Annotated in this window: 14 protein-coding genes; 9 read left to right on the forward strand and 5 right to left on the reverse strand. The window is 69.6% G+C overall.

All coding sequences use genetic code 11. The annotated features are described in order from the left end of the window. Window positions 1-278 precede the first annotated feature (278 nt). The 3 genes from ACIOKD_RS03515 to miaB are packed head-to-tail and all read right to left on the reverse strand — an operon-like array spanning window position 279 to window position 2897. On the reverse strand, window positions 279-1037 hold the full coding sequence (locus ACIOKD_RS03515) for a class III extradiol dioxygenase subunit B-like domain-containing protein (protein WP_402077539.1): 759 nt from the start codon (window positions 1035-1037) through the stop codon (window positions 279-281). 34 nt (window positions 1038-1071) lie between these two features. Continuing rightward, on the reverse strand, window positions 1072-1341 hold the full coding sequence (locus ACIOKD_RS03520; RefSeq protein ID WP_328493580.1) for a hypothetical protein: 270 nt from the start codon (window positions 1339-1341) through the stop codon (window positions 1072-1074). 35 nt (window positions 1342-1376) lie between these two features. Then, a complete protein-coding gene (gene miaB, locus ACIOKD_RS03525) occupies window positions 1377-2897 on the reverse strand; it encodes a tRNA (N6-isopentenyl adenosine(37)-C2)-methylthiotransferase MiaB (RefSeq protein ID WP_402077543.1) in 1521 nt (506 codons plus the stop codon). Between the two features lie 135 nt (window positions 2898-3032). Here miaB and ACIOKD_RS03530 point away from each other — a divergent pair, with 135 nt between their 5' ends. Then, the gene (locus tag ACIOKD_RS03530) at window positions 3033-4028 is read left to right on the forward strand and encodes a TAXI family TRAP transporter solute-binding subunit (protein ID WP_402077545.1); all 996 of its coding nucleotides are present in this window, start codon (window positions 3033-3035) and stop codon (window positions 4026-4028) included. A gap of 97 nt (window positions 4029-4125) precedes the next feature. Here ACIOKD_RS03530 and ACIOKD_RS03535 read toward each other — a convergent pair whose 3' ends face one another. Both ACIOKD_RS03535 and ACIOKD_RS03540 read right to left on the reverse strand, forming a co-directional pair. Then, window positions 4126-5532, reverse strand: a complete 1407-nt coding sequence (locus ACIOKD_RS03535; RefSeq protein WP_402077548.1) for an ATP-binding protein — start codon at window positions 5530-5532, stop codon at window positions 4126-4128. A 9-nt stretch (window positions 5533-5541) separates the two neighbouring features. Then, entirely contained in the window at window positions 5542-6228 is a 687-nt protein-coding gene (locus ACIOKD_RS03540; protein ID WP_402077551.1) for a response regulator transcription factor, read from the reverse strand. Window positions 6229-6541: 313 nt separating this feature from the next. On the opposite strand from ACIOKD_RS03540, the gene ACIOKD_RS03545 reads away from it, so the two are divergent. The 8 genes from ACIOKD_RS03545 to ACIOKD_RS03580 all read left to right on the forward strand — a co-directional run bounded on the left by ACIOKD_RS03545 (window position 6542) and on the right by ACIOKD_RS03580 (window position 12882). Further along, a complete protein-coding gene (locus tag ACIOKD_RS03545; RefSeq protein ID WP_402077554.1) occupies window positions 6542-7318 on the forward strand; it encodes an amino acid ABC transporter ATP-binding protein in 777 nt (258 codons plus the stop codon). 58 nt (window positions 7319-7376) lie between these two features. Beyond that, window positions 7377-8222: a glutamate ABC transporter substrate-binding protein gene (locus ACIOKD_RS03550; protein ID WP_402077557.1), complete on the forward strand. Its 846-nt coding sequence runs from the start codon at window positions 7377-7379 to the stop codon at window positions 8220-8222. Between the two features lie 90 nt (window positions 8223-8312). Continuing rightward, window positions 8313-8978: an amino acid ABC transporter permease gene (locus ACIOKD_RS03555; RefSeq protein ID WP_402077561.1), complete on the forward strand. Its 666-nt coding sequence runs from the start codon at window positions 8313-8315 to the stop codon at window positions 8976-8978. Then, the gene (locus ACIOKD_RS03560; protein ID WP_402077563.1) at window positions 8975-9871 is read left to right on the forward strand and encodes an amino acid ABC transporter permease; all 897 of its coding nucleotides are present in this window, start codon (window positions 8975-8977) and stop codon (window positions 9869-9871) included. Before ACIOKD_RS03555 ends, ACIOKD_RS03560 begins: the two co-directional genes overlap by 4 nt. 208 nt (window positions 9872-10079) lie before the next feature. Next, a complete protein-coding gene (locus tag ACIOKD_RS03565; protein WP_402077567.1) occupies window positions 10080-11675 on the forward strand; it encodes an FAD-dependent monooxygenase in 1596 nt (531 codons plus the stop codon). Window positions 11676-11778: 103 nt separating this feature from the next. Beyond that, entirely contained in the window at window positions 11779-11850 is a 72-nt protein-coding gene (locus ACIOKD_RS03570; protein ID WP_309544753.1) for a putative leader peptide, read from the forward strand. An 82-nt stretch (window positions 11851-11932) separates the two neighbouring features. After that, window positions 11933-12475 carry a cysteine dioxygenase gene (locus ACIOKD_RS03575; RefSeq protein ID WP_402077570.1) on the forward strand — a complete coding sequence of 181 codons (543 nt, stop codon included), beginning with the start codon at window positions 11933-11935 and terminating at the stop codon, window positions 12473-12475. After that, the gene (locus ACIOKD_RS03580) at window positions 12472-12882 is read left to right on the forward strand and encodes a rhodanese-like domain-containing protein (protein WP_402077572.1); all 411 of its coding nucleotides are present in this window, start codon (window positions 12472-12474) and stop codon (window positions 12880-12882) included. The genes ACIOKD_RS03575 and ACIOKD_RS03580 overlap by 4 nt, the downstream gene beginning before the upstream one ends. The last annotated feature ends 189 nt before the right edge of the window (window positions 12883-13071 follow it).

Here is a 13071-nt window from a genome sequence, read left to right on the forward strand (position 1 = left end):
CCGGTCCGTCGTGACCGGTCGCGGAGTTCCCCGCGCCCCTGGAGCGGTGGGGCTCGCGCGTCGAGAGCGCTCGGCGCTGTGGTCGGCCGGGGCGCATGCGTCGCTCTTCGGGGCGCCGGTCCGTCGTGACCGGTCGCGCAGTTCCCCGCGCCCCTGGGGCGGTGAGGCTTGCGCGGTCAAGGGCGCTCGGCGCTGTGGTCGGCCGGGGCGCATGCGTCGCTCTTCGGGCCCCGGTCCGTCGTGACCGGTCGCGCAGTTCCCCGCGCCCCTGGCGGGGCCTACGACCAGGTCGCGACCATGTAGCCGACTCCGTAGGGCGCGTCCTCGTACAGCAGGGTGGCGTCGAGGCCCGCTCCCTGGGCCGCGCCCGCGAGCACCTGCCAGGGGGCCCGGCCCGAAGCCTTCAGTTCGTACGCCAGCTCCACGTCCATGGCCTTGAGTGCGGCCACGTCCGCCGTGCCCAGCGCACGCGCGACCTCCGCGTCGAAGCCCGCCGCCCGCTCGTCCAGGTAGCCCGGCGCCTTGAGCGTGCGGCACGCGCTCGCGTCGCCCATCACCAGCAGTGCCACTCTCCCCGTCCCGGCGGCGATCTGCTGCCCGACCTGGATGCACCGCTCGGCGGCGAGTGGTTCCCCCACGCCGAGGCCCTCGACAGGAGCGTCCGACCAGTCCGTACGGCCCAGCAGCCAGGCGGCGACCGCCAGCGAGGCCGGCAGCACACGTCCGGCGGCTTCGGAGGAGGGCGCGGCAGGGCCCTCGGAGCCACCGGCTCCGTTCCGGGGCCCGTTCCCGCCGAGCCGCACGTCGAGGTCGACACCGAAACCGCGGAACGAACCGTGGGAGCCCTCCGGATGCGGTCCGCGCCCACTCTCCTCGGCGGGGCCCACGACCACCAGCCGGTCCGGGCGGGCGGCGGCCAGTACCCCCAGGGCATCCGTGCAGGCGGCACGTGCGGCGTCGAGTTCGGGCGCGGCCCCCGCGGCCACGTCGGGCACGAGCAGGGGCGGGCAGGGGCACACGGCGGCGGCGACAAGCATGATCGGCAGCGTAACCCCGCACGGCGGCCGGGTGTCAGTCCTCGATCAGCACGTCGGTGAGGTCGATGACGGTGAGCACGAGCACAACCAGTTTGCCGTCGCTGATCACGTATTCGACGAACAGGTTGCGCGACAACGCGATCTCACGCGTCGACTCGTCACCGCGAACGGAATGGGAGAGCTTGTGCCGCGGCTCGGTCACCAGTATGGCCAGGCCGCGCTCCAGCACGTCACGCCGGTCAGCGGGCAGGCTGTCGCGTACCTGGGCGGCCTCTTCGGTGAACGCAACTCTGTAGGGCAACACGTGATGCTCCTTCCCGCCCGTAATGTGCCAGGACGTCAGTCGACAGCGCAACCACTGCCCGTGGCGACCGGCAGCGGCTCCGGGACGCCGATCTGCGGCAGTCCCAGCATGACGCCGACCGGCTTCGCGGCCTCGGCGGCGTTGCGCTTCTGCCAGGCGTCCCCCGCGCGCGTGCGGCGCACGTCCAGCGTGGCCCCCTCGGCGAGGAGGTGGTGCGGGGCGGCGTACGTGATCTCGACGGTGACGACATCGCCGGGGCGGACCTCGGCGTCGGGCTTGGTGAAGTGCACCAGGCGGTTGTCGGGGGCGCGGCCGGAGAGGCGGTGCGTGGCGCCGTCCTTGCGGCCCTCGCCCTCGGCGACCATCAGCTCCAGCGTGCGGCCGATCTGCTTCTTGTTCTCGTCCCAGGAGATCTCCTCCTGGAGGGCCGACAGGCGCATGTAGCGCTCCTGCACGACCTCCTTGGGGATCTGCCCCTCCATGGTGGCCGCGGGGGTACCGGGGCGCTTGGAGTACTGGAACGTGAACGCCTGCGCGAAGCGGGCCTCGCGGACGGCGTGGAGGGTCTGCTCGAAGTCCTCCTCGGTCTCGCCGGGGAAGCCCACGATGATGTCGGTGGTGATCGCGGCGTGCGGGATCGAGGCACGGACCTTGTCGATGATCCCGAGGAACCGGTCCTGGCGGTACGAACGGCGCATCGCCTTCAGGACGGTGTCCGAGCCGGACTGCATCGGCATGTGGAGCTGCGGCATGACGTTCGGGGTCTCGGCCATCGCGGCGATGACGTCGTCCGTGAAGTCGCGCGGGTGCGGCGAGGTGAAGCGCACCCGCTCCAGGCCCTCGATCTTCCCGCAGGCCCTCAGGAGCTTGCTGAAGGCCGCACGGTCGCCGATGTCGGAGCCGTAGGCGTTCACGTTCTGTCCGAGCAGGGTGATCTCGGAGACGCCCTCACCGACGAGGGCGTCGATCTCGGCCAGGATGTCGCCGGTCCTGCGGTCCTTCTCCTTGCCACGCAGCGCCGGGACGATGCAGAAGGTGCAGGTGTTGTTGCAGCCGACGGAGATGGAGACCCAGGCCGCGTACGCGCTCTCGCGGCGGGTCGGCAGCGTCGAAGGGAACGCCTCCAGCGACTCGGCGATCTCGACCTGCGCCTCTTCCTGGACGCGGGCGCGCTCCAGGAGGACGGGGAGCTTGCCGATGTTGTGCGTCCCGAAGACGACGTCCACCCAGGGCGCCCTCTTCACGATGGTGTCGCGGTCCTTCTGGGCGAGACAGCCGCCCACGGCGATCTGCATGCCGGGCCGCTTCGTCTTCATCGGCGCGAGCCTGCCGAGGTTCCCGTAGAGACGGTTGTCGGCGTTCTCCCGCACCGCGCAGGTGTTGAAGACGACGACGTCGGCGTCACCGTCGGAGCCTTCGGGAGCGCGTACGTAACCGGCGCCCTCCAGCAGCCCGGAGAGCCGCTCGGAGTCGTGGACGTTCATCTGACATCCGTAAGTGCGTACTTCATACGTTCTGGTCAGGTCCACTGCCCGGCTCCGGTCGCTGCTGCTCATGCGACAAGGGTAGGTGGTGCCCGGAGTGCGCCCCGCCCCCTGGGCTCCGAGTGCGCCCCACCCCATGCGGCCATGGGCTCGCCCCGTGGGCACCGCCCTGGTCATCCGTGCCGGTGAGCTGGCAGGATCGCGCGCATGTTCCAGGCACTCTCCCCCGCCGGCCGCCGCCGGGCCCTGCAGGGTTCGGCCGCCGCCTTCGTGGCCTTCGGGCTGCTCCTGTGGTGGCTGCTGCCACTGGGCGAGAGCTCGCCGAGCGGGAAGGTCGTCTTCAGTACGGGGACACGGACCGGTGTGTACCAGTTGTACGGAAACCTGCTGCAGGACGCGCTCGCCAAGGACATGCCGCGCCTCGACGTGGACCTGCGACAGAGCGAGGGCTCGCAGGAGAACGTGGAACGGGTGGCCACCGGAGAGGCCGACTTCACCATCGCCGCGGCCGACGCGGTCGAGAAGTACAAGGAGAGCGGCAAACCCGGCGCGGACCTGCTGCGCGGCTGCGCGCGGTTGTACGACGACTACGTGCACGTGGTCGTTCCCCAGGACTCCCCGGTGAACTCCATCGCGGACCTGAAGGGCAAGAAGGTGGCGATGGGGCAGCCGGGTTCCGGAGTGCTCCTGATCGCGGAGCACGTGCTGGCGGCTGCGGACCTCGGTCCGAAGGACGTCGAGCCGGTGTACGCCGGTATCTCGAAGATGCCGAAGATGCTGGAGAAGAAGAAGATCGACGCGTTCTTCTGGTCCGGCGGGCTTCCGACCGGCGCCGTGACGGACCTCTCCGAGCGTTTCGACATCAAGCTGGTCCCGATCACGGCCGACCTGGTCGCGAGACTGCACCGGCCGGGCGCGGGGTCCAGCTACTACCGGTCGGCCCTCATGCCGGCGGACACCTACCACGGGGAGCGCAACAATGCCGCGGTACCGACGGTGGCGGTGGCGAACCTGCTGGTGACGCGGGCCGGGACGGACGCGACGCTCACCGAGGGCATGACCCGGACAGTGATCAACAGCCGCGACCGCATCGGCAGGGAGGTGCACGCCGCACAGCGCGTGGACCTGAGGACCGCCATCTACACCGACCCTCTGGACCTGCACGAGGGCGCACAGCGCTACTACCGCTCGAACAAGCCGTAGCCGCCCGGCCGGAGGCGGGGTCCTTGAGCGGGCCTTTCCCGGCCCATGGATGCCTCCTGAGGCCTCCAAGGGCCTCCTGAGGCCCCTGTACGCCCGCTCAGGCCCCGGGCATCGTCCGAGGCACCGACACCGTCACCTTCAGCCCGTGCGGCTCGTGGCGGGCGTACGCGATGGAGCCGCCGCCCGCGGAGAGCAGTGCCCGGGAGATCGACAGGCCGAGACCCGAGCCCTTGATGTTCTGGTGGCCCGCGCTGCGCCAGAAGCGGTCGCCGACGCGGGTCAGTTCCTCGTCGCTCAGGCCGGGTCCGCGGTCGGTGACGACGATCGTCGAGACCTCGCCGTTCGAGGCCACCCCGACCTCGACGGACTCTCCCTCGGGCGTGAACTTCAGCGCGTTGTCGATGACCGCGTCCAGGGCGCTGGACAGGGCGACGGCGTCGACCCAGGCGGTCGTCGCCGGGCACGCCCCGACGAGCCGAACGCCCTTGTCGTCGGCGACCGGCGACCAGGAGGCCACACGTTCGGCGGTGAGCTCGCCGATGTCGGTGAGCCGCAGGTCCGCGTCGGCGTGCTCGGCGAGAGCGAGGTCCAGGAGGTCGTCAAGGACGTGGGCCAGGCGCTTGCCCTCCGTACGGACGGCAGCGATCTCGTCATTGCCCTCGGGCAGTTCCAGCGCGAGCAGTTCGATGCGCAGCAGCAGGGCGGACAGGGGGTTGCGCAGCTGGTGCGAGGCGTCGGCGACGAAGGCGCGCTGCTGCTCCAGGACCTCCTGGACGTTGTCGGCCATCTCGTTGAAGGACCGGGCCAGGCGCCTGAGCTCCGGCGGTCCGCCCGCGGCGGCGACCCGGGACTTCAGGCGGCCGGTCGCGATGTCGTGGGTGGTGGCGTCGAGGACGCGCACGGGCCGCAGCACCCAGCCGGTCAGACGCAGCGCGGCACCGAGCGCGAGGAGCATCGCGCCGGTCTCCCCGGCGCCGATGACGAGCCAGCCGTGCAGGATTCTGGACCGCATCTGTCCGGTGGGCGAGTCGGTGACCACGACCGCGACGACGTCACCGTCCCGGATGACCGGGGACGCGACGACGAGACGGTCCCGCTGCCACGGCCAGACCTGCTCCGGGTCATGGCTGCGGCGGCTCTGGAGCGCTTCGTCGAAGGCGGCGCGGACCTCGCCCTTCCTGGGGATGGTCCAGTCCTCGGGCGCGTTGGCCATGATGTCGTCGTCGCGGTAGAAGACGCCCGCGTTGATCCCGTACAGCCTCTGGTACGTGCCCAGTTCCTGCCGGAGCGTCTCGCCGCGCTGTTCCGTGGCGCTGACCCGTGAACCCTCCGGGCGGTCGGCAACGAACTGGGCCAGGGACGCGAAGCGCGCCGTGTCGTCGATGCGGTCGACGACCACCTTCTGTTGTTGGGCGGCCGCCAGGCTGACGGCGAGAGGGATGCCCAGGGCGAGCAGGATGGCCGCCATCAGGACGATGAGCAGCGGAAGAAGGCGTGTGCGCACCGGGGCCCGCTACGCGGCAGGCGCGACGAGCCGGTAGCCGACGCCGCGCACGGTCTCGATCAGGGCCGGCATGCGCAGCTTGGAGCGCAGCGACGCGACATGCACCTCCAGGGTGCGGCCGGTCCCCTCCCAGCTGGTGCGCCAGACCTCGCTGATGATCTGCTCCCGCCGGAACACCACTCCGGGCCGCTGGGCGAGGAGCGCCAGCAGGTCGAACTCCTTGCGGGTCAGCTGGACGACCGAACCGTCGACGCTGACCTGCCGTGTGGGCAGCTCGATGCGTACGGGCCCGAGGTGCAGCGCGTCGTCACCCGAGGCCGCCGCGTCGTCGGGGACGGTGCGCCGGGCGACGGCGTGGATACGGGCGAGGAGTTCCCCGGTGTCGTAGGGCTTCACCACGTAGTCGTCGGCGCCGAGGTTGAGTCCGTGGATCCGGGAGCGGACGTCCGCGCGCGCGGTGACCATGATCACGGGCGTGCTCGTCCGCTTGCGGATCTTGCCGCAGACCTCGTATCCGTCCTGGTCGGGCAGGCCGAGGTCGAGGAGCACCACTCCGAAGCCGTTGCCCTCCGGAACGAGGGCCTGGAGGGCCTCCTCGCCGCTGCGGGCGTGTGTGACGGCGAAGCCGTGGCGTGCGAGGACCGCGGACAGAGCGGCTGCGACGTGGTTGTCGTCCTCGACAAGGAGCAGTCTCATTACGGCCCCCTTCAGTTCATCGTTCGTACGTTGTCGGCGCGTAGACAGTGGACAGACATACGTTCTCAGCGGTCGGACTCGGCCACGCGCGCGTGTCCCCTGGCAGTCAGGCCGATGGACGCGGACGGCGTCAAGCGTGTTCGGGGCGCGGCCCGCATCCGTTACGCAGCCGGTACGCGCCCGAGGCGGCCTTCACGAAGAGTGTCTGTCCGCCGCCGGATCGTTATGCTCAATTTCCCCTCAGATGTGATGACGCTGATCGTGCGGCGTCACTACTGTCCTCCGCAACCGAGGAGGACGGAGCTAGAGGCCGATGACCGAAGTATCGGTGACCAAGGACGCCCTGCCCACGGCCGACGATCTGGTCGTACTGAAGAACGTCAACAAGCACTTCGGTGCGTTGCATGTACTTCAGGACATCGATCTGACCATCGCCCGTGGTGAGGTTGTCGTGGTCATCGGACCCTCCGGGTCCGGAAAGTCCACCCTGTGTCGCGCGATCAACCGCCTGGAGTCGATCGAGTCGGGATCCATCACGATCGACGGAAAGCCGCTGCCCGAGGAGGGCAAGGCACTCGCCCGCCTGCGTGCCGACGTCGGCATGGTCTTCCAGTCGTTCAACCTGTTCGCGCACAAGACAGTGCTCGAAAACGTGATGCTGGGCCAGCTCAAGGTCCGTAGGACGGACAAGAAGGAAGCCGAGGAGAAGGCCCGGGGTCTGCTCGACCGGGTGGGTGTCTCCGCCCAGGCCGACAAGTACCCCGCGCAGCTCTCCGGCGGGCAGCAGCAGCGTGTCGCGATCGCACGAGCGCTGGCGATGGGCCCCAAGGTCATGCTCTTCGACGAGCCGACGTCGGCTCTCGACCCGGAGATGATCAACGAGGTCCTGGAAGTCATGCAGCAGCTCGCGCGTGACGGAATGACGATGGTCGTAGTCACCCACGAGATGGGATTCGCCCGTTCGGCGGCCAACCGCGTCGTCTTCATGGCGGACGGACGCATCGTCGAAGAGGCTGTGCCGGACCAGTTCTTCAGCAACCCGCGCAGCGACCGGGCGAAGGACTTCCTGTCGAAGATCCTGCATCACTGACGACCTACGTCACCCGCACGCCGGATCGCACTCCTTCACCACTCAAAGGATGTTCACCATGAAGCTCCGCAGGGTCACCGCCGCCTCGGCCGCCGTCCTCGCACTCGCTGTCGCCGCCACCGCGTGCGGTTCCGACGACAAGGACGACAGCAGCAGCTCCTCCTCCGGGAGTGGCGACAAGAAGATCACCATTGGTATCAAGTTCGACCAGCCCGGCATCGGCCAGAAAACGCCGGACGGCTACACGGGCTTCGATGTCGACGTGGCGACCTACGTCGCGAAGAAGCTCGGCTACAGCGAGGACCAGATCACCTGGAAGGAGGCGAAGAGCGCCGACCGCGAGACCATGCTCCAGCGTGGTGACGTCGACTTCATCGCCGCCTCCTACTCGATCAACGACGAGCGCGCCGCGAAGGTCGACTTCGCCGGCCCGTACCTCCTGGCCCACCAGGACGTCCTGATCCGCTCCGACGACACATCGATCAAGTCGCCGGCGGACCTCAACAGCAAGAAGCTGTGTTCGGTCACGGGCTCGACCTCGGCGCAGAACGTCAAGGACAAGCTCGCCCCGAAGGCCCAGCTGCAGGAGTACCCGACGTACTCCGCGTGTCTGACCGGTGTGCAGAGCGGCGCCATCGACGCGCTGACCACGGACGACTCGATCCTCGCCGGTTACGCCTCGCAGGCGAGCTTCAAGGGCAAGTTCAAGCTCGGCGGCTTCAAGATGACCAACGAGAACTACGGCCTCGGTGTCAAGAAGGGCAGCGACCTCAAGGCCAAGATCAACACGGCCCTTGAGGAGATGGTCTCCGACAAGTCGTGGGACAAGGCCGTGAAGGACAACTTCGGCCCGGCCGACTACAAGAACGAGCCCGCCCCGAAGATCGGCGACGTCGTCAAGTAAAGCGGGATCCGTCCTGACCGGTGCGTCGTCCTCCTGGGGCGGCGCACCAGTCAGGAGGAGCCCTCCCCACACGCGGAAGCGCGGGAGATCGTGTTCGATTTTCTTGAAGGTTACGACCTGTGGGAAGCCTTCTGGACGACGGTGAAACTGACCGTGCTGTCCGCTGTCGGCTCCCTGATCTGGGGAACCCTGCTGGCCGCCATGCGAGTCGGCCCGGTGCCCCTCATGCGCGGTTTCGGTACCGCCTACGTCAACATCGTGCGGAACATTCCGCTGACCGTGATCATTCTTTTCTCTTCTTTGGGCCTCAGTCAGACGCTGGGCTTCAACATGGGCTCAAGCGATTTCGTCGTCATCAACTTCCGGCTCTCGGTGCTCGCGCTGGCCCTGTACACCTCGGCCTTCGTGTGTGAGGCCCTGCGTTCAGGCATCAACACGGTGCCGGTCGGCCAGGCCGAGGCGGCTCGCGCCATCGGCCTGAACTTCACCCAGGTGCTGTCGCTGATCGTGCTGCCGCAGGCGTTCCGTTCGGTCGTCGGTCCACTGGCGAACGTCCTGATCGCGTTGACGAAGAACACCACGGTGGCCGCGGCGATCGGCGTGGCCGAGGCAGCGGCGCTGATGAAGGAGATGATCGAGAACGAAGCGCAACTCCTGCTGATCTCGGCGGTGTTCGCCTTCGGGTTCATCTGCCTGACACTGCCGACCGGTCTGATCCTCGGTTGGGTGAGCAAGAAGGTGGCGGTGAAGCGATGAGCTCGGTCCTCTACGACGCACAGGGCCCGCGCGCCAAGCGCCGGAACGTCGTCTTCACGGTGGTGTTCCTCGCCGCCCTCGCCGCGGTGCTGTGGTGGGTCTACAAGACGCTCGACGAGAAGGGCCAGCTGGAGTGGGTGCTGTGGAAGCCCTTCTTCACCGGCACCGAGGCCTGGTCGGTGTACATCTGGCCCGGCCTGAAGAACACCCTGATCGCCGCGGCGCTGTCGATGATCATCGCTCTGCCGCTCGGTGCGTTCTTCGGCATCGCCCGGCTGTCCGACCATGCCTGGCTCCGTGTGCCCGCGGGCGCCGTGGTGGAGTTCTTCCGCTCCATCCCGGTACTGATCCTGATGATTTTCGCCAACGCCGCGTACTCCGAGTACACGAACGTCAGCTCGGACGACCGTCCCCTGTACGCGGTCGTCACCGGCCTGGTGCTCTACAACTCCTCGGTCCTCGCCGAGATCGTCCGGGCGGGCATCCTCTCGCTGCCCAGGGGACAGGCCGAGGCCGCGTCGGCCATCGGCCTGCGCAAGAACCAGGTCATGCGGTTCATCCTGCTCCCGCAGGCGGTCACGGCGATGCTGCCGGCGATCGTCAGCCAGCTCGTGGTGATCGTGAAGGACACGGCACTCGGCGGCGCGGTCCTCACCTTCGCCGAACTGCTCGCCGCGGCCAACACGATGAGTGCCTACTACGGCGCGAACACCATCGCCAGCTTCACGGTCGTCGCGGTGATCTTCATCGTGATCAACTTCTCGCTCACGACCTTCGCCGGCTGGCTGGAGACCAGGCTGCGCCGCGGCAAGAAGTCCACCGGCGCGGTCCTCGGCGCGGACGCGGTCGAAGAGCTCAACACGCCCGGTGAGCACATGGACGGGACCCGCTGAGCCGACAGGGGTCGCCGAACGGACCGCGTACGCGGAAGAACTGACGAGATGTGAGCAACCGGAGGCAGTGGCGTGGTCGCCGCTGCCTCCGTCACTTGACGCAAGCACCGGCAATAGGTTGCATACGTTCTGTGATCGTGTACCCCGCTCCACCTGCAAGTCCCGGTAGGACACTCTGGATGCCGCTCCGGGCAGGGGGCACCGCGCCGTGGACCCGGTGATCATCGTCGGAGCGGGGCCCGTAGGACTCACGCTCGCCCTGGCGCTGGCGCGTCAGGAGGTCCCGTCGGTCGTCCTGGACGAGAGCGCCGGCAACGACGAACAGCGGCTCGCGCGAACGGCCGTCCTGCGCGAGGACACGGCCGCGCTGGTCGGACGGCTGACGGGCTTCCCCGTCGCCGAGGCCGGTTTCCGTTGGGCCGGATGGCGGTCGATGCGGCGCAAGCAGGTGATGCGGGAGATCACGTTCGGCGAGGACGATCCCGCGCTGCTGCACCTTCCCCAGCACGTTCTGACCGCCGCCCTGCGCAAGGCGATCGGCACCGAACGCCTGGTCGGGGTCGCCGTGGACAGCCGTCTCGACTCCCTTGAGCAGGAGGCCGCCGGCGTCACCGCGCACACCCGGGGCCCCAGGGGCACCTGGTGGCGCGGCAGTTACCTGGTCGGCTGCGACGGGCCCCGCTCGACGGTCCGCAAGCTCCAGGACATTCGTTTCCCGGGCCGTACGGCCGTGGAGCGCCACGCCGTCGCCGCACTGCGTACGGAACTCCCGTGGCACCGCAAGGCGTTGCTGCACCGCACGCCGCCGTGGCGGACCTCGGGCCCCCCGGTCTCCGAAGTGACCGCGCGCCCCCTCGCCGACGACGTGTGGCGCATGGACTGGCTGCTGCCACCGGGCAAGGACCTGGTCACACCGGACCTCCTGGTGGCACGCGTCCGGGAGACCCTCGCGGGCTGGAGCGGGGGCACCACCCCGCCGTACGAGCTGCTCGACACCGGCGTCCACACGGTCCACCACCGGCTGGCGCGGCGCTGGCGGGCCGGCCGGGTCTTCCTCGCCGGGGACTCGGCGCATCTGCTCGGCGCACTCGGCACCCAGGGCCTCGACGAGGGCCTGAGGGACGCCGACAACCTCGCGTGGAAGCTGGCCCTCGCCTGGCACCACGGTCCGCACGAGGCACTGCTCGACAGCTACCAGGTGGAGCGGCGCGCGATCGTCGCCGCGCGCCTGCGCGCCACCGACCAGGCACTGCCGCTGCTGCGAGGCGGAGGACTGCGTTCCGCGGTGCCCGGGGCGGCCCGGGGCCACGACGCCCTCCTCACGGACGGACACCTGGGGCGCGGTCCACTGGGCACGCCGGGGGCGTACGCTGATTCGCCGCTCGCACCTCCGCACGCCGAGTCCGAGGTCGAGGTCGACACGGCGGCGGGTGCCGCGATCGCCGATGTACGGGTGACGGCCGAGGACGGTTCGTCGGTGGCCCTGCGCGACCGGCTGGGCAGGGGCGCGCTGCTCGTGCTGCTGATCGCGCCGGGGACCGTGGTGTGGGACCGCAAGCACTGGGTGACGGCCGGGATCATGCCGCGGCTCGCCGCCGCCGTGACCGCGCTGCCGCACCGGGCCGAGCTGCTGGTCGCCGAGAGCTATCCGGGCGCGGCCGCGCACACCGTGCTGCTGATCCGCCCGGACGGGCACCTGGTCACGGCGCTCGGCGGGGTGCGCCCCGCCGACCTCTACGAGGCCGCTGAGGCGGCACTGGGTGGCCCCCGGGCCACGGCGGAGGCGCCTGCGGGCACGTCCTGAAGGGGGTTTGTTTCCCTGTGCAGAGGGCTGTTGTCCAACCGATGACACTGAGTTGACCGGCCCGCACCGTCATGGTCTACTCCGGATCGTGACTGACACCTGTGTGCGCCTGTGGCGGAGGGTCCATATGGACCTGGTCCGCTATGCGGGCTGCGTGTGTCGCCCGTCCTGCTGAATTCGCGCCCCCCTGAAATCCCGCGCGTGAGGCCCTTCGGCGGCCACGCGCACCCACGCGAACGCTTGTCAGGACGGTACCCGTGTCTGTGTCACCCTCTGCTCCCGCTTCCGCCGGTTCCACCGAGGCCCGCACCCCCACCCAGGCCGAGCTGCTGGACTTCGTACGGCGCACGGCCGCCGACGCCGAACTGATCGCCTCCCTGCCGCTCGATCCCGAAGGCCGTACGTGGGTACGCCTCGAAGGTCCCGGCGGAAGCGAGGCCTGGCTCATCGGCTGGCCGCCCGGTACGGGCACCGGCTGGCACGACCACGCCGAGTCGGTGGGCGCCTTCCTCACCGCGTCCGGCGAACTGAAAGAGAACTCGCTCGTCGCACGGCTGCCCACCGACGGCTGGAAGACCCTCGAACTCACCGAGGGAATCGACCGTGAGCGGCGGCTGTCGGCCGGCAAGGGCCGCTCCTTCGGCCGCCACCATGTGCACGAGGTGCTCAACGAGTCCACCGAGGAGCACGCCGTCTCCGTGCACGCGTACTACCCGCCGCTCCCCCGGATCAGCCGCTACAGCCGTACCGGCCAGGTGCTGCGCCTGGAGCAGGTCGAGCGCCCCGAGGACTGGCAGTGACGGCCGAATGCCCGGTGGGGATCGATGAGTTGCTGGAGCGGGTCCGTGCGGACCTGCACCGGGTCGAGGCGGAGACCGCCCATGAGGCCGCGGAGGCAGGCGACGCCCTGCTGGTCGACATCCGGTACGCGGCGCTGCGCGAGCGCGACGGGCTGATCCCTGGAGCGCTCGTCGTCGAGCGCAACGAACTGGAGTGGCGGCTCGACCCGCAGGGCAGCCATCGCGCCCCCGAAGCCACGGGCCATGACCTGCGTGTCTTGGTCGTCTGCAACGAGGGCTACGCGTCGAGCCTCGCGGCCGTCTCCCTGCGGCAGCTGGGACTGCACCGGGCCACGGACCTGGTGGGAGGCTTCCAGGCTTGGCGAACGGCGGGACTGCCGGTGGCCAAGCCTACGGCCAGGGCCTAGGTCTCGGCCCTGCGGCTGCGGCTGCGGCTGCGGCTGCGGCTGCGGCTGCGGCTAGGGTCACGCCTTTGGGCCCACCTGCGGCCACGACTTCACCTCAGGTTCCGGCCCCGGAGCCGGCTCCGGCTTCCGACCGGCTTCGACTTCAGTTCCGGCTTCAGCCCCGGCTCCGGCTTCGGCTTCGGCTTCGGC

Source organism: Streptomyces sp. NPDC087844 (assembly GCF_044742785.1).
In the GTDB taxonomy this organism is placed as follows: domain Bacteria; phylum Actinomycetota; class Actinomycetes; order Streptomycetales; family Streptomycetaceae; genus Streptomyces.